The organism is Bradyrhizobium sp. SYSU BS000235, assembly GCF_049747295.1.
In the GTDB taxonomy this organism is placed as follows: domain Bacteria; phylum Pseudomonadota; class Alphaproteobacteria; order Rhizobiales; family Xanthobacteraceae; genus Afipia.
The window spans coordinates 1,082,601-1,098,319 of the sequence record NZ_JBMHJM010000001.1 but is presented as its reverse complement, the minus strand read 5'-3'; the positions used below and the strand labels follow the sequence as shown (position 1 = coordinate 1,098,319).

Below are 15,719 nucleotides of genomic sequence, written 5' to 3'. Positions count from 1 at the left end.
GGCTACTCGATCAATGTTTCGGCTAGTGTCTCGGCGGCTTTCTGAAGAATGGGCAGCTTGGTTTGAATCTGTGCGAGCGGCAGACGCGTGACGGGGGCTTGAATGGCAAGCGCGGCAACGCATGAGCGCGCCTTGCCCTTCTTTTGATAAATCGGCACTGCCAGACAGACGAGGCCCGACATGAACTCCTCTCGATCGAGAGCAAATCCGTCGCGGCGAATTTCGTTCAGCTCGCTCATCAGAGCGGATGACTCAGTCAATGTATTCTCAGTCAGACGTTCCAAGACGATCTGGCGAAGCAGCGGATCGCGTTTGGCCGGCGGCATCATCGCGAGAAAAAGTTTGCCGCTTGCCGAACAATAGGCCGGCACTTTCGAGCCTTGCTGGAATGTGATCCGCAACGGCCACGTCGATTCCACCCTGTCCACATATGTGACATGTGTGCCGTCGAGGATGGTGAGATTGCATGCTTCGCCGACGTCCCGAACGACGTTGCGCAATATTTCGTGTCTGACTGCGCCATTTGGTTTATTCGCGAGAATCGCAAACGCAAGCTGAGATGCGCGTGGTGCAAGTTCGTATCGGCGGCCATCAAGGGTTCGCTGCAGCAGCCCGGCATCTTCGAGAGAAGCGAGCCACCGATGCATGGTCGGCTTGGGCACACTCATGCCTGTCGCCAATTCCGCAAGCGTCGCGGGATGCTGCATTCCAGCGACGGTTTCGAGCAGTGCGAGTGGCTTGAGGACGCCCTGTAAATCATTCATGGAGGAATTGTTATCATAAATTCCGTATAATGGAACGAAAAAAACAAAAAAATGAAAAAAATGTTGTGACGGGGATTTCGGCGTGTCATTGATGGCCGGCCCAACAAAACGCTGTGCCCAACCCCGCGGGGACGCCAGAGGAGACGCAACATGAAGATGACGACGGAAGAAGCATTCGTGAAAGTGCTGCAGATGCACGGCATCGAGCATGCATTCGGCATTATCGGTTCGGCGTTCATGCCGATTTCCGATCTGTTTCCTCAGGCCGGCATCACGTTCTGGGATGTGGCTCACGAGACCAATGGCGGCTTGATCTGCGATGGCTACACGCGCTCGACCGGAAAGATGGCCATGGCCATTGCCCAAAACGGTCCCGGCATCACGGGCTTTGTCACGCCGATCAAGACGGCCTACTGGAATCACACGCCGATGTTGTTGGTGACGCCGCAGGCCGCGAACAAGACGATCGGGCAGGGTGGTTTCCAGGAAGTGGAGCAGATGGCTCTCTTCCGTGACATGGTCTGTTATCAGGAAGAGGTGCGCGACCCCTCACGCGTTGCGGAAGTGCTGAACCGCGTTATCCTCAAGGCGAAGCGGCTTTCGGCCCCGGCGCAGCTCAACATTCCACGTGATTTCTGGACCCAGGTGATCGACATCAATCTGCCGGCGGTCGTGGAATTCGAGCGCCCGGCAGGTGGCGAAGCCGCTGTTGCGGAAGCCGCGAAGCTGCTGTCGGAAGCAAAGTTTCCTGTCATTCTGTCGGGAGCCGGCGTGGTGATCGGAAACGCGATCGATGCCTGTGTCGCACTGGCCGAGCGACTCGATGCGCCGGTTTGTAATAACTACCAGCACAATGACAGTTTCCCGGGAAGCCATCGGCTGGCGGTCGGTCCGCTTGGCTACAATGGATCGAAGGCTGCCATGGAACTGGTGGCCAAAGCCGACGTCGTGTTGGCGCTGGGCACCAGGCTCAATCCGTTCTCGACGCTTCCCGGTTACGGCATCGACTACTGGCCAAAGACCGCAAAGATCATTCAGGTCGACATCAATGCCGATCGTATCGGTCTGACCAAGCCGGTCACCGTGGGCATTTGCGGCGATGCGAAACAGGTGGCTCAAGGCATTCTCGCCCAACTCTCACCGAGCGCCGGCAACGCAGGCCGCGACGATCGCAAAGCCCTGGTGCATTCGACCAAATCGAAATGGCTGCAGACGCTGTCCAGCATGGACCACGAGGACGATGATCCGGGCACCACGTGGAATGAAGACGCCCGCAAGCGGGACAAGGATCTGATGTCACCTCGCCAGGCCTGGCGCGCCATTCAGGCAGGACTTCCGCGCGACGCGATCATCTCGAGCGACATCGGCAACAATTGTGCGATTGGAAACGCCTATCCGGCCTTCGATAAGGGCCGCAAATATCTCGCGCCTGGTCTATTCGGGCCGTGCGGTTACGGTTTCCCATCGATCATCGGTGCGAAGATCGGAAATCCGAACACGCCTTGTGTCGGCTTTGCCGGCGACGGCGCATTCGGCATCTCAATGAATGAGATGGGATCGGTCGGCCGCGAGGAATGGCCGGGCGTGACCATGGTGATCTTCCGTAACTATCAATGGGGTGCGGAAAAGCGCAACTCGATCCTCTGGTACGACAACAACTTCGTTGGCACCGAGCTCAATACGAGTTTGAGCTACGCAAAAGTTGCCGAAGGCTGCGGTCTCAAGGGCGTGGTGGTGAAGACCCAGGCTGAATTGACCGAGGCACTTCAAAAATCCTGCGAGGATCAAAAGAAGGGTATCACGACGTTCATCGAGATCCTGCTCAATCAGGAGCTCGGCGAGCCCTTCCGTCGCGACGCCATGAAGAAACCGGTGAAGGTTGCCGGCATCAACCGTGAAGACATGCGGCCGCAACAAGTTGCCTAAGCCGTTTCCATAATCTGGCTGGACCCAAGATGGCTGCGTTCGCGCAGCCATCTTTTTTTGATTCTTTGGGCGGTGTTACTTGGCGGGAACGAGTGAGGCGACGGACTCGACGTCGCCGAGCTCACGCGAGATGTGCTGTGCGAGCTGCTCCGCGGCTTCCGAAATCCCCTGGGGTTTGCGATGCATGACGAGCTCGATGGGGGGAAGCTTGGGCAAGCCATCCGCCTCGTCGAGACAGCGCAGGTTCGGAACGATCGCGCAGCGCGGAAACACCGACACGGCCAAGCCGGCAAATACAGCAGCCTGCAGGCCGGCGATGCTGTCGCAGACCGAGCGGATCGACCATTGGCGGCCTGCGGCGCCTAAGGCTTCAAGGGCGTGATTCCGATACACGCTGCCTGGAGGGAGCACCGCGAGAGGAATGGGCCTTCGCAGTTCGGGCGCGCTCCCCACGCCTGCGACCCAGACAAGCCCTTCGCGCCGCACAAGTTCACCACGCCGGAAGTCCGGTTGATTGGTCATCAAGGCGATGTCGATTTCTTCCCGTTCCAGTGCCGCGTGCAATTGAACGCTGCGTGTGCAGCGCAACTCAATCTCGACGTTTGGGTGCGACCTGGAAAATGTGTCGAGCACCTCCGGCAGAATGTAGGATGCGTATAGATCCGGCGTGCCCAAGGTGACGTGACCCGCAATATCCGGTGCCGAAAATCTGGCGCGCGCTTCCGCATTCAATTTCAATATTGCACGTGCGAACTCGAGCAGAACCTCTCCATCATGGGTGAGGCTTAACTTGCGGCGATTGTCGTCGAAAAGCGTTCGGCCAATCAGGTCTTCGAGACGCTTGATCTGATGCGTGATGGCCGGCTGGGTTCGTCCCACGCGTCTGCCTGCGGATGTAAGGCCTCCCGTATCAACGATTGCAACAAACGTTCTGAGTAATGCGATGTCGAGATCGTGGCTCAATGATAAATCCCGCGAATGATGAGAATGCAGATTATCGATTTCATGACTGACCAATCAGCGTTGTAGCGTACGCGAAACGATGGCCCTGCCAAGTTCGAAGTTGAAGTCCGAATTTCGAATTCAAAAGGCAGAGGTACAAATCGTGCAACATCGCTGGGAGGCGAACATGATGCTCATGCGGAACCAGGCGAGTCGTCTCGTCCTGCTCACCATCTGCCTAATGTATCTTATTTTCTACGTTGACCGCGTCAATCTCGCGACTGCGGCGCCGATCATGCAGAAGGACCTCGGTCTTACTGCAACGCAACTTGGAATCGCCTTCTCGGCCTTCGCCTATCCTTACGCCTTTTTCCAGATCGCGGGTGGGTGGCTCGGAGATCGTCTCGGGCCCCGCGTGATGCTGTGCCTCTGTGCCTTGATCGTCGGAGCTTCAACTATCTGGACGGGCGTGGTCGGCGGGTTGGTCGCTCTCTTTATCGCAAGGCTTAGTCTGGGCATTGGTGAAGGACCTGCCTTTCCGACCGCGACGCGAGCACTCTCCAACTGGATGCGACCTGACCAGCGCGCTTTCGCACAAGGTATCACTCACGCCTTTGCCCGCTTTGGCAACGCGGTCACACCGCCCCTCATTGCGCTCCTCGTCGTTGCATTCTCATGGCGCGTTTCGTTCTACGTGCTCGGTGCGGCAAGCATCGTCTGGGCGGTCTTGTGGTGGTTCTACTTCCGGGACGATCCACGCACGCACCCTCAGATTACGCCGCAGGATCTCGAAGGATTGCCGTCGGCGACTGTCGCGGCCACGCGAAAGGACGTGCCGTGGGGGCCTTTGCTCAAGCGCATCATGCCGGTCACGCTAACAGACTTTTGCTACGGCTGGATTCTCTGGTTGTACCTGAACTGGCTGCCGTCGTTCTTCATGCATGAGTTCAACCTCAATCTCAAAAAGTCGGCTTTGTTCGCTGCGGGCGTCTTCTTCGCTGGTGTCATCGGCGATACGGTCGGTGGACTTCTCAGCGATCGTATTCTGAGAAAGACCGGAAATGTCGGGAAGGCGAGAATCTCGGTCATCGTCCTCGGATTTCTCGGATCCTTCTGCTTTATGCTGCCGATCGTATTCGTCCACGATCTGACGACAATTGCGATCTGTCTAAGCCTGGCATTCTTCTTCGCAGAGTTGATCGTCGCACCCATCTGGGCCATCCCGATGGATATTGCTCCGCAATACTCTGGCAGCGCCAGCGGCTTTATGAACTTCGGCTTCGGTATGGCCGGAATCATCTCCCCCGTCGTGTTCGGCTGGGCGATCGATCTGACAGGACGATGGGACGTGCCGTTTATCGCTTCCCTCGGTGTTCTGTTGCTCGGCGCCGTCCTCGCCTTCACTACGAATCCCGGAAAACGCTTTGTCGATGTGAGGGAAAGTCAAAAGCCTCTCCCTGACACAATGCATGAAATGGCCTGAACAACCGGAGTTAGATATAATGAGTGCCATCCTTGAAATGGACAATCGACTGTCGAGTGCAGATCTTATTGCGAAAGATCTCATGCGCCGTGCGCGTGCCGCGCAGCAAGTCTTTGCTGATGCCAACCAGGCACGGGTCGACGAAGCGGTGCGGGCCATCGCCTGGTCGCTTTACAAGCCGGAGCATGCGCGCGAACTTGCGGAGCTTGCGGTCGAAGACACCGGTCTCGGTAACGTACCCGACAAGATCATCAAGAAGCAGCGCAAGACGTTCGGCACGCTTCGCGATCTTCTGCGAGCCAAGACCGTGGGCGAGATCGAGCGCGACGACAAGCGGGGCATCGTCAAGTTCGCCAAGCCGATCGGAGTCGTCGGTGCGATCACGCCGTCGACCAATCCCGGCGCGACACCCGTCAACAAGGCGATGATGGCGATCAAGGGCCGTAATGCCGTGATTATCGCGCCTTCACCCCTTGGTTACCGAACGACTGCTCTCGCCGTCGAGTACATGCGCGAGAGTCTCGAGCAGATTGGTCTCCCGAAGGATTTGGTTCAGATTCTTCCGTCTCCTGTGACCAAGGATACCACACAGGCGATCATGGAGGCCGTCGATCTCGTTGTTGTCACGGGTTCTCAGGACAATGTCCGGCGCGCTTATCACAGTGGCACGCCAGCGATCGGCGTCGGGGCGGGGAACGTCCCCGTCATTATCGACGAGACGGCGGACCTCGCATCGGCTGCCCAGAAGATCTGTGCGTCGAAGACATTTGACAACGCCACATCATGTTCTTCCGAGAACGCGGTCGTGATTGTGGAGTCCGTCTACGACGCGGCGATCGAAGCGCTGAAAAAGGCGGGTGGATATCTCGTCGATGGGACCCAGAAGCAACGCGTTCAAAGCGAGCTTTGGCAGAACGGAAAGCTGAACCGGCATCTCATTGCGCGCGATATGCCGGTGCTCACGAAGGCATTTGGATTGCCCGAGGAAGCCGCGAAATCGAAATACCTGCTGGTGGAAGAGAGCGGTATCGGAAAGGCATATCCACTGTCCGGCGAAAAGCTGGCGCTGGTGCTCACGGTCTACAGGGCTCCTGATTTTGAGGCCGCGACCCAGACGGTGCGGAAACTTCTCGACTATCAGGGACAAGGCCACTCGATGGGCCTCCACACGACCAATATGGAAAGGGCGCAGCAACTCGCTGAAGATCTTCCGGTGGTTCGCGTTCTGATCAACTTTGCGCACACCTTCGGCAATGGCGGCGGATTCGACAGTGGTCTCGAGTTCACGCTGACGATGGGATGCGGCTCCTGGCAGAAGAACAGCATCTCGGAGAACCTGAACTACAAACACTTCCTCAACATCACGCATCTCGTGGTTCCCATTCCCGAAGACAAGCCGTCAGAGGAAGAGCTCTTTGGCCCGCACTGGACCCGGTACGGGAAATAGGATCAGAACGATGAATTTCGAAGAATACGCAGCAAAGCAAAGTGTTCTGGCGTCCGCAGGGGTGCCTATTCCCAACGGCATGGTCTGCCGGAGCCCGGAAGAAGCATCCGCCGCCGTCGCGAAAATCGGCCCGTCCGTGATCAAGGCGCAGGTGCCGACCGGGAAGCGCGGCAAGTCCGGCGGCATCAAGATGGCGGACACGCCAGAGGATGGTGCCGCGACTGCCCGCCAGATCCTCGGCATGATGATCGGTGACAGTCGCGTGGAGCGTGTGCTGGTCGAAGAACGTTGCCCGATCGAGCGCGAACTCTATGCGGCCGTTCTCATCGATGTCCCGAGCCGAAGCCCTCTTGTCCTGTTCTCTACCGAAGGCGGGATGGACATCGAGGAGGTTGCCGAGCAGAAGCCTGGCGCGATCAGGCGACATGTTGTCGATCTCAAGCAGGGCTTTACGACGTCCCACGCGGCTGAGCTCCTCGCCGGTCTCAATCTCGGGCCAGCATCTGTCGACATCGGGGAAACGCTGGTCAAGCTCTATCGGGTCTTCTGCGACAGCGATGCCGAGCTCGTCGAGATCAATCCCCTGGCGCTTCTCAAGAGCGGCAAGGTCGTCGCGCTCGATTGCAAATTCACCCTGGACGATGCGTCGACCCTCCGTCAGCCCGAGCTCGTCAAAGTGGCGCATCCGCCCAAGATGACTGCTCTGGAAGAGCGCGGGCTTGCGCATGGGCTGAAGTTCATTCAGCTCGACGGGAATGTCGGCGTTTTGGCGAATGGCGCCGGACTGACGATGACGACGATGGATGTCATCGACCATCTCGGTGGGCGCCCGGCGAACTTTCTTGAGATCGGTGGCGAAGCCTACACCAAGGCCGAGGTCGCGCTTGATCTCGTGTTGTCGAATCCCGGCGTCAAAAGCCTTGTCGTTAATTTCTGTGGCGCATTCGCGCGCACCGATGTGATGGCGGATGGCGTGGTTCGCGCCTGGGAAACGCTCAAACCGAAGGTGCCGGCGTTCTTCTCCATTCATGGCACGGGCTCCGACGAAGCGGTCAAGCTCGTCCGCGAACGGCTCGGTATCGAACCTTATGATCTCATGGAAGACGCGGTGAAAGCGGCGATCGAGGCAGCACAATGATTTATCGACGTGGCCAAAAAGTTCTGGTGCAGGGCATCACCGGTAAACAAGGCTCGTTCTGGGCCGAGAAAATGATGGAGTGCGGCACCGAGGTTGTCGGTGGTGTCAATCCGAAGCGCGCCGGTGAAAGCCACCTCGGCGTTCCGATCTTTGGTTCGGCGGTCGAGGCGGCCAAGCAGACGCGCTGCGATGTGTCGGTCATCTTCATTCCGCCGTCGATGGCACGGGATGCCATTGTCGATGCGATCGATGCGGGTGTCGAAACCATTGTAACGCTAACGGAACACATTCCGAGCCACGATGTGCTGGACATCTTTGCCCATGCACGCCGGTCGAAGAGCCGGATCATTGGGCCCAATACCGCAGGCATCGTGACCCCCGGTGAAGGATTTGTCGGGATTATGCCCGGTCACAATCCGAATGTATTTACGCCCGGCAATGTCGGAGTTATCTCGCGAAGCGGCAGCCTGGGCACGCTGATGTGCCTGAATCTGACGCGTGCCAAGCTTGGACAGTCCGCCTTTATCGGCATCGGCGGGGACCCGATGATCGGGACGACGACGCGGGACGCACTCGAGGCGCTTGATCGCGACGACCGGACTGAAGCGGTTGTGCTGGTCGGGGAAATCGGCGGCACCATGGAGGAAGAAGCCGCGGAGTATGCGCGCACGATGAAGAAGCCCATTGTGTCCTTTATCGCCGGGCGCTCATCACCGCCGGACAAGAAAATGGGACATGCCGGTGCGATCGTAACTGGTGGCCGCGGTGGATATGCCTCGAAAAGAGCCGCGCTTGAGAAGGCGGGTGTCCGAGTGGCGAACACGCCGGCCGAGATCACCGCGTTCCTGTCCGAGGCGATGATGCCGGCATCCGCGGTCGGCAAGCGCGCGGCCGCCCGCTAAGGTTGCCTCGATCATTTGAGTGGCCAGGTGATACACAAGGTGAATCGCAGAACCGTCTTGAAAGACGGTCTCGCCGACGAGAAGATCATCATCACGCCGAATGATGCATTCTTCGTGCGCTATCACCTGGCTGACGTCCCGCTCGATATCGGTGATGCGGATGTCGGAAAGATTGTGGACCTACCTGGCCACGACTTACTGACGTTACCACCATGATCCGGAATTGGTACCTTCGGGAGAAAGGCTTTCTATGTCTGTCCTGAAGCAGGGTGCCACAGCCGATTCAGGCTGGCGCGCCGCCGTCATTCGTATCAAGCAACTGTTGCCTGGAATTCTGCTGAGCGTGCTGGTCGCGCTGCTCTCGTTCGGCGTTCAGGCCCTCGAAGAGCACGTCTTCAGTCATCCGTATATTGAAGCGCTCGTCATCGCGATTCTGATCGGAATGACCATTCGTTCGCTATGGAAGCCGGAGCAGCGGTGGCGCGCGGGGATCGCTTTCAGCGCAAAGCAACTCCTCGAAGTCGCAGTCGCGCTGCTTGGCGCGTCCATCAGTTTCTCCGCGATTGCGGCGTCTGGGTTTTCTTTGTTGGCGGCGATCGTCGGGACCGTGGCCGTCATGCTGATGGTCAGTTACGGCATTAGCCGAATGCTTGGGCTTCCCGTCAGGCTTTCGATCCTTGTTGCATGCGGCAATTCGATTTGCGGGAATTCGGCCATTGCGGCGGTGGCGCCGGTGATTGGCGCGAGCAGCGACGATATCGCATCGTCGATCTCGTTTACGGCAATCTTGGGTGTCCTCATTGTATTGGGCTTGCCGCTTTTGATCCCTCTGATCGGACTTTCGCCGACCCAATACGGAATTGTCGCCGGTCTCACGGTGTACGCTGTGCCACAGGTCTTGGCTGCTACAATACCGGCTGGGCTTGTCAGCACTCAGATCGGAACACTGGTCAAGCTGATGCGAGTTCTGACCCTTGGACCGGTCATGATCGGCTTTTCACTGTTTGGGCGGCATCTTCGGAAGACAGGCGAAGGGGACTCTTCGCCGGATCGCTTCAACATTTTCCAGCTGGTCCCCTGGTTCATTATCGGATTCCTCGTGCTGGCGGCATTTCGCTCAGCTGGATTTCTGCCCGAACAGCTCGTTCAGCCGCTCTTAAAGCTGGCTACGTTGCTTACGATTGTCTCGATGGCCGCTCTTGGCTTAGGCGTCGATGTTCGGGTCATTGGACAGGTCGGGGGCCGGGTCACCACCGCTGTTGTGCTTTCACTGACCTTTCTGCTGCTGGTCAGCTTGGCAATCGCCAGGCTGTTTGCCTGAGCGCGGCTAGCTTCATGAAGGCATAGCGCACTGACGACAGCGCTCGTGAATACTCAAGAAATTGATTTGAAATGCTTGAGTCAGGGAATAGCCTCCCGTCGTTTTCGGGAAGGGTCCACTGATGACAATAAAGCTTTATGCGTTTTGGCGTTCGATTGCCTCGTACCGCGTCAAGGTCGCGCTTAATCTTAAAGGAATGGATTTCGAGGATATTTCGATCGACATTCTGTCCGGCGAACAATTCAAACCTGGATATAGTGACGTCAACGCAGAACACGTCGTTCCGACGCTGGTTCACGATGGCCAGTCTCTGTTCCAGTCATTGGCGATCATCGAATATCTCGATGACATCCAGCCGGAACCGAGGTTACTTCCAACTGATCCGAAGGATCGTGCCTACGCCCGCGCCCTGGCGCTCGTGGCAATCGCCGATTCACATCCACTCATCGTGCCGCGGGTGCGCAAGCATCTCGCGCAAGCGTTCGGTGCCGATGCAAAGGCGATCGATGCCTGGGCTGGGCATTGGACGTTTGAAGGCCTGGCCACGTACGAACGGCTGTTGTCACGTCGCCCGGCCAAGCCTTTCGCGGTGGGTGAGGCGCCAACGATCGCTGACATCGCTATCGCGGGGCAGCTGATCACTGCGCAGCTGTTCCAGCTTGAACTCAAGGATTTTCCGCTCGTTCTCGAGCTTTCGGAGCGCTGTTCCGCGTTGCCCGCTTTCGCGATGGCGCATCCATCCAAGCAGCCTGATTTCAAAAAAAGCGGCGGCTCGCACTAATTGAGAGCGGTCGTGCCGGAGGCGATTTTGCCTCCGGCACTGATCGGGAAGCGTCCTCGTTAGAGATCGAGACCAAGCAGACGAATGGCATTGCCACCTGTCAGCTGAGCGAGCATGGATTCATCCATGCCGTTGACGCCGGCGATGTGGCCGATCGGATTGAATTCGGCCATGTCGAACGGGTAATCGGTGCCCATCAAGATGCGGTCAGGGCCAAAGACGTCAATCAGATAGGCCAGCTGATGATAGCTGAAGACGACGGTGTCGAGATAAACTTGGCGCAGGTACGTCGTCGGCGGCAACGGAAGATCGCCATGGCAGTCCTGTCGCGCACCCCAGGCGTGGTCGATGCGGCCGGAATAAGCGGGAAGATAGCCGCCACCGTGCACAGCCATCAGTTTGAGATCGGGGAAGCGGGCGAGCGTGCCGCTGAAGATCAGGTTGTGAAGGGCGAGGGTCGTCTCCAGTGGATTGCCGACCACATTGTTGAAGTAGAAATGGGTGAGCCGGTCTCCTTGCGTAAATCCGTTCGGATGCAGCATGATGAAGGCCCCGAGTTGCTCTGCCTTCGCAAAGAACGGCCGATACTTAGGGTCTGACAGCTCCTCTCCATCCACGTTGGTGAGTATCTGCACACCCTTCAGCTTCAGATGGTTCATGCAGTATTCGAGCTCTTTGGCGGCCAGTTCTGGTTCCTGCAGCGTGACGCCGCCTAACCCAAGAAAACGGTCGGGCTTGCGCGCGCAGAATTCGGCAACGCCCTCATTGGCGACGCGGTGTGCGGTTTCAGCGATTTTAGGATCAACGTAATAGTAGCACTGGCCCGGAGCGGGGGCGACGACCTGAATATCGATACCCATCCTGTCGAGATCGCCCAGCCGGCGATCAATCGTTGTCATGACCTCAGCGATATCCTTTTCCTGCCCCGCGTTGACCTCTTTGGTCGGATCGTCGGAAAAGTACCCCAGAGGAATCCGGCTCGGATCGATGTGCGGCTTTGCAATCTTGGCGGCTTCCGGAACGATGATATGAGCATGGATGTCGATGGTCGGCGATGACGGGCGGCGCGCGCGGCCGTCAGCGTCGTGAATGCGGGCAGCGGTCAATCCGTAACGGTTCTTTCGGTCGATCATTGTTCTTGCTCATGTGTTGACGAAAGGGGATTCGGGATTCGGCCGAGATCCGCCAGACAATGCTTGCTGTGCGTGTCGAGAAAGGCGCGGAATGAGGTGACCTGCCGTAGGGCAAGTTCGGAAGGTCCATGGCGGCCGCGTCGTCCGGTCGCCATGGAAATGCTTGCGCGATCGATCAGGATTAGTTCAGGCGCTGCTTTGTCGCGCTCGCGTACCAATCGAAAGGCTGATCGTTCGTGTTCAGCATCACGCTCTTGACGTCGAAATGGTCGTTGAACGATTCCGGACCGAACTCCCGGCCGATACCCGAGAGCTTGACACCGCCCCATGGCGACGCCGGATCGAGCCGGTGGTGGTCGTTGATCCAGACGATGCCGCAACGGATCGCTGCCGCGACGCGATGCGCGCGTGATACGTCCTTGGTGCGGATCGCTGCGGCCAAGCCGAACGGGGAGTTATTCGCCAGAGCGACTGCTTCCTCTTCGGTCGAAAACGACGTCACGGACGTGAACGGCCCGAACACCTCTTCCTGGAAGATGCGCATATCGGCCGTCACGTCCGCGAACACAGTCGGTTCGACATAGTAACCGCCGCTGTTCGACATGTGCTTCGGCACATCGCCGCCGGCGACCAGCCGGGCTCCGTCTTCACGGCCGAACTTCACATAGTTCAAGACGCGCTGACGCTGCTTTTCCGAAATGACCGGTCCCAGTTGTGTCGCGGGGTCGGTTGGATCGCCGATGCGGATCGACTTTGTCTTCTTGGCGAGCTTGTCGACAAACTCCTCATAGATGTCTTTGTGGACGATCTGCCGGCTACCGCAAACGCAGGTTTGTCCGGCACCGATGAAGGCACCGAACGCCGCATAATTCACCGCGCGATCAACGTCGAAGTCGGGGAAGGTGAGAACAGGCGTTTTGCCGCCGAGCTCAAGGGTCTGATGCGCAAAGTGCCGGCCGGCGCTTGCGCCAGCGATTTGTCCGGCTTCGGTGCCGCCGGTGAGCACGAGCTTGTTGTAATCGGGATGCTCGCACAGCGCCTTGCCGGTGGTCGGTCCAAGCCCCGTCACGATATTGAAGACGCCGTCGGGCAAGCCTGCTTCGGTGAAGATGCGTGCCAGCGCCAGCGTGGTGAGCGGGGTGTATTCCGACGGCTTGACGACCGTGGTGCAGCCGGATGCGAACACAGGCGCCAGGCTCTTGCACAGGATCATCAGCGGGTGATTGAACGGGGTGCAGTTGGCAACGACGCCGATAGGCGTGCGCAACGTATAATTCAGGTAGTCACCTTCAACCGGAATGACTGCGTCGCGGCGCGCAAGCGCAAGGCCGGCGTTATAGCGGAAGAACTCGGAAAGCCGGCGAAGCTGTGCGCTGGTTTCGCTGACAGGCCGGCCGTTGTTCATCGTCTCCAGCTGATAGAGCTCGTCGAGATTGTCCTCGAATGCGTCCGCCAGCTTGTTCACCAGCCGGGCGCGGGTGCGCACCGGCATGCTGCTCCATTCCTTGCTTTCAAAAGCCCGGCGGGCGCTCTTCATCGCGCGGTCGACATCGTTCTGTGTGGCATGCACGATCTCCGCGATGACCTCGCCGGTCGCGGGATTGCGAACCGGGATCATTTCCGGATTTTCGCCGGCAACTTCGCGGCCATCGATATACAGTCCGTGGGACTCGATTGTTGTTCCCGATCGTGTTTTTTCTTGAAGAGACATTTGACCTCCCGATGATCTACTATGGGCGTACGTTCAGGCTTTCAGGGCCGCCCATTCAAGCGCGGTGCTGAATCGTTTGACTGCCGCAGACACGTGAGCCTTCAGCAGGTTGGTGGCGACGCGCGCATTTCGCTCCTGCAAGGCGGAGATGATCGCGACGTGTTCTTCGACAAATTTGTGCGGATTGCGTCCACGCATGGATGCGACGCTCATGCGGGTCAAGCGGTCGGTCTCATCGATGAGATCGCACGTTGTGCGCGACATCCGCCCGTTGCCGGAGCAGCGCGCGAGAGCGCAGTGGAAATTCCGGTTGTAGACGATGAATTCGTTCTCGTAGTCGCCATCGAATTCGCGGAATTGGTCGAGTGCTTTGATCTGCTCGTCCGAGGCGTTCTTCACTGACTCCTGAATGCAGGCGACTTCGAGGGTGCAGCGAAACGCGAACATATCGCGGGCGTCGGTCAGGGAGACCGGTGAGACGCGGTAGCCCTGGCGCGGCATCACCAGGACGAGGCCATCGCGGACGAGATGCTGAAGTGCTTCGCGCACGGGGGATTTGCTGACCTCGAACTGCTGCGCGAGCTCTTGCTCCCGCAACTCGCTGCCCGGCGGCAGGTCGCACGTGAGAATGCCGCGCTTCAGTTGGTCGTAAATTCGCATCCCGTGCATGGCGTAACTGACACTTCTCCGGTTGAATTTAGATTCTGTAAGATATCACGAGGCTGACGTAAAGGTGCATTTCGACGGTATTGGAATATTGGAAAGGATCATCGTATCTACGTATCGCATTGAAAAACATGAGTAATATACAAGATCTCTGATAATTTCTCATTTGGCGTCGCGGATTATTGACTTCCCAACTCGGGTGGTGACATCTTACAAACTGAAAAAATAAAAAATCAGATGTATTAGACATCATTGGGAGAAACAAAAATGATGCGTTCCTGCGTCTTGGTTTCGGCTGCCCTCGTTTCATCGCTCGCACTGGCTTTGCCGGTGCAGGCGGCCGACAACGGTCCATTGAAAGTGGGCTTCATGACGGTGAGGTCGGGAGCCCTCGCGGCCGGCGGCCGGCAAATGGAAGAAGGGCTTGATCTGTGTGTGAAGGAGCACAACGGTGTCATGGCCGGGCGGCAGATCCAGGTGATCACCGCGGACACAGGCGGCCAGCCTGCGATGACCAAGACCAAGGCTCAGGAGCTTGTCGAGCGTGACGGGGTCAAGGTTCTGATCGGACCGCTCGCGGCCTTCGAGGCGCTGGCGATCGACGATTACATCAAGCAGAGCCAAACCCCGATCATTTCGCCTTCAGCCGCCGCTGAAGATATGACGCAGCGCAAGACCAACCCGTGGTTCGTCCGCGCAGTCGGTACGTCCGCCCAGGCGCATCATCCGCTTGGCGAATATGCAGCGAAGGATCTCGGCTACAAGCGCATCGCCATCATCGCCGATGACTTTGCCTTCGGTCATGAGATCGCGGCAGGTTTCCAGCGGGTGTTCGAACAGAATGGCGGCAAGGTGGTGCAGAAGCTCTGGGCGCCCTTGAACACCGCCGAATATGGCTCCTACATCACGCAGATCGATCCGAAGGTGGATGCTGTCTTTGCCGCATTTGCGGGTGGCAATGGCATCAAGTTCCTGGGCCAGTACAAGAACTACGGCATGCAGATGCCGGTGCTCGGCGCCATGACCACAGTGGACGAGGGCATTCTGAAGCGCATGGGCGATGAGGCCGTCGGCGTCGTCTCTGCTGGCTGGTACAGCGCGGCCATCGACACCCCGGCTAATAAGAAGTTCGTCGCGGCGGTGCGTAAGGCCTACAATGCCGATCCGGGTTACTACACCGTCGGCGCGTATATGGCCTGCCAATTCCTGAACAACGCTCTTGAACAGGTCAAAGGCAATACCGATGACAAGGCGGCGTTCATGAAGGCGCTGCGCAACGTCAACATTCCCGACAGCCCTTATGGACCGGTCAAACTCGACAAGTACGGTCAGCCGGTTCTCGATATCACGATCCGTAAGGTCGAGAAGAAGGATGGTCAGCTGCGGAATACGGTCATCAAGACCTATCCGTCCGTGAGCCAGTTCTGGACCTACAATCCGGAGGAGTTTCTCAAAAATCCGGTTTATGCGCGGGATTGGGCTCCGGCCAAGTAACTGCGCAAGTA

Annotated in this window: 14 protein-coding genes; 9 read left to right on the top strand and 5 right to left on the bottom strand. The window is 58.1% G+C overall.

Annotation, left to right across the window (positions count from 1 at the left end; all coding sequences use genetic code 11):
• Positions 1-2: 2 nt before the first annotated feature.
• A complete protein-coding gene (locus tag ACP0KA_RS05100) occupies positions 3-764 on the bottom strand; it encodes an IclR family transcriptional regulator (RefSeq protein WP_424627757.1) in 762 nt (253 codons plus the stop codon).
• A gap of 150 nt (positions 765-914) precedes the next feature.
• On the opposite strand from ACP0KA_RS05100, the gene xsc reads away from it, so the two are divergent.
• Positions 915-2,690, top strand: coding sequence for a sulfoacetaldehyde acetyltransferase (gene xsc, locus ACP0KA_RS05095; RefSeq protein WP_424627756.1), 1,776 nt, complete (start codon positions 915-917; stop codon positions 2,688-2,690).
• Between the two features lie 75 nt (positions 2,691-2,765).
• Here the strand turns inward: xsc and ACP0KA_RS05090 are convergent, their stop codons facing one another.
• On the bottom strand, positions 2,766-3,653 hold the full coding sequence (locus ACP0KA_RS05090; RefSeq protein WP_424627755.1) for a LysR substrate-binding domain-containing protein: 888 nt from the start codon (positions 3,651-3,653) through the stop codon (positions 2,766-2,768).
• A 169-nt stretch (positions 3,654-3,822) separates the two neighbouring features.
• On the opposite strand from ACP0KA_RS05090, the gene ACP0KA_RS05085 reads away from it, so the two are divergent.
• The 7 genes from ACP0KA_RS05085 to maiA all read left to right on the top strand — a co-directional run bounded on the left by ACP0KA_RS05085 (position 3,823) and on the right by maiA (position 10,704).
• Positions 3,823-5,115 carry an MFS transporter gene (locus ACP0KA_RS05085; protein WP_424631485.1) on the top strand — a complete coding sequence of 431 codons (1,293 nt, stop codon included), beginning with the start codon at positions 3,823-3,825 and terminating at the stop codon, positions 5,113-5,115.
• 19 nt (positions 5,116-5,134) lie between these two features.
• Positions 5,135-6,562 carry an acylating sulfoacetaldehyde dehydrogenase gene (gene sauS / locus ACP0KA_RS05080; RefSeq protein WP_424627754.1) on the top strand — a complete coding sequence of 476 codons (1,428 nt, stop codon included), beginning with the start codon at positions 5,135-5,137 and terminating at the stop codon, positions 6,560-6,562.
• 10 nt (positions 6,563-6,572) lie between these two features.
• Positions 6,573-7,700 (top strand): succinate--CoA ligase subunit beta, encoded by a 1,128-nt coding sequence (locus ACP0KA_RS05075; RefSeq protein WP_424627753.1) that lies wholly within the window; start codon positions 6,573-6,575, stop codon positions 7,698-7,700.
• Entirely contained in the window at positions 7,697-8,602 is a 906-nt protein-coding gene (sucD, locus tag ACP0KA_RS05070) for a succinate--CoA ligase subunit alpha (protein WP_424627752.1), read from the top strand. The genes ACP0KA_RS05075 and sucD overlap by 4 nt, the downstream gene beginning before the upstream one ends.
• A gap of 39 nt (positions 8,603-8,641) precedes the next feature.
• Positions 8,642-8,818, top strand: a complete 177-nt coding sequence (locus ACP0KA_RS05065; protein ID WP_424627751.1) for a hypothetical protein — start codon at positions 8,642-8,644, stop codon at positions 8,816-8,818.
• Positions 8,819-8,852: 34 nt separating this feature from the next.
• Entirely contained in the window at positions 8,853-9,923 is a 1,071-nt protein-coding gene (locus ACP0KA_RS05060) for a YeiH family protein (RefSeq protein WP_424627750.1), read from the top strand.
• Between the two features lie 121 nt (positions 9,924-10,044).
• Positions 10,045-10,704: a maleylacetoacetate isomerase gene (gene maiA / locus ACP0KA_RS05055; protein ID WP_424627749.1), complete on the top strand. Its 660-nt coding sequence runs from the start codon at positions 10,045-10,047 to the stop codon at positions 10,702-10,704.
• 59 nt (positions 10,705-10,763) lie between these two features.
• Here maiA and ACP0KA_RS05050 read toward each other — a convergent pair whose 3' ends face one another.
• The 3 genes from ACP0KA_RS05050 to ACP0KA_RS05040 form a co-directional block, all read right to left on the bottom strand.
• Positions 10,764-11,837, bottom strand: a complete 1,074-nt coding sequence (locus ACP0KA_RS05050) for an amidohydrolase family protein (protein ID WP_424627748.1) — start codon at positions 11,835-11,837, stop codon at positions 10,764-10,766.
• 181 nt (positions 11,838-12,018) lie between these two features.
• A complete protein-coding gene (locus tag ACP0KA_RS05045; protein ID WP_424627747.1) occupies positions 12,019-13,548 on the bottom strand; it encodes an aldehyde dehydrogenase in 1,530 nt (509 codons plus the stop codon).
• 33 nt (positions 13,549-13,581) lie between these two features.
• The gene (locus tag ACP0KA_RS05040) at positions 13,582-14,217 is read right to left on the bottom strand and encodes a GntR family transcriptional regulator (RefSeq protein ID WP_424627746.1); all 636 of its coding nucleotides are present in this window, start codon (positions 14,215-14,217) and stop codon (positions 13,582-13,584) included.
• Positions 14,218-14,481: 264 nt separating this feature from the next.
• Between ACP0KA_RS05040 and ACP0KA_RS05035 the strand changes: the two genes are divergently transcribed.
• Complete coding sequence (locus tag ACP0KA_RS05035; RefSeq protein WP_424627745.1) at positions 14,482-15,708, top strand: ABC transporter substrate-binding protein; 1,227 nt, start codon at positions 14,482-14,484, stop codon at positions 15,706-15,708.
• Positions 15,709-15,719 lie beyond the last annotated feature (11 nt).

What these genes read in the sequence shown, in the direction of transcription:
- sucD (WP_424627752.1), top strand. Translation starts at nt 7,697, where the DNA reads ATGATTTATCGACGTGGCCAAAAAGTTCTGGTGCAGGGCATCACCGGT.
- ACP0KA_RS05085 (WP_424631485.1), top strand. Translation starts at nt 3,823, where the DNA reads ATGCTCATGCGGAACCAGGCGAGTCGTCTCGTCCTGCTCACCATCTGC.
- sauS (WP_424627754.1), top strand. Translation starts at nt 5,135, where the DNA reads ATGAGTGCCATCCTTGAAATGGACAATCGACTGTCGAGTGCAGATCTT.
- ACP0KA_RS05075 (WP_424627753.1), top strand. Translation starts at nt 6,573, where the DNA reads ATGAATTTCGAAGAATACGCAGCAAAGCAAAGTGTTCTGGCGTCCGCA.
- ACP0KA_RS05045 (WP_424627747.1), bottom strand. Translation starts at nt 13,548, where the DNA reads ATGTCTCTTCAAGAAAAAACACGATCGGGAACAACAATCGAGTCCCAC.
- xsc (WP_424627756.1), top strand. Translation starts at nt 915, where the DNA reads ATGAAGATGACGACGGAAGAAGCATTCGTGAAAGTGCTGCAGATGCAC.
- maiA (WP_424627749.1), top strand. Translation starts at nt 10,045, where the DNA reads ATGACAATAAAGCTTTATGCGTTTTGGCGTTCGATTGCCTCGTACCGC.
- ACP0KA_RS05035 (WP_424627745.1), top strand. Translation starts at nt 14,482, where the DNA reads ATGATGCGTTCCTGCGTCTTGGTTTCGGCTGCCCTCGTTTCATCGCTC.
- ACP0KA_RS05060 (WP_424627750.1), top strand. Translation starts at nt 8,853, where the DNA reads ATGTCTGTCCTGAAGCAGGGTGCCACAGCCGATTCAGGCTGGCGCGCC.
- ACP0KA_RS05100 (WP_424627757.1), bottom strand. Translation starts at nt 764, where the DNA reads ATGAATGATTTACAGGGCGTCCTCAAGCCACTCGCACTGCTCGAAACC.
- ACP0KA_RS05050 (WP_424627748.1), bottom strand. Translation starts at nt 11,837, where the DNA reads ATGATCGACCGAAAGAACCGTTACGGATTGACCGCTGCCCGCATTCAC.
- ACP0KA_RS05040 (WP_424627746.1), bottom strand. Translation starts at nt 14,217, where the DNA reads ATGCACGGGATGCGAATTTACGACCAACTGAAGCGCGGCATTCTCACG.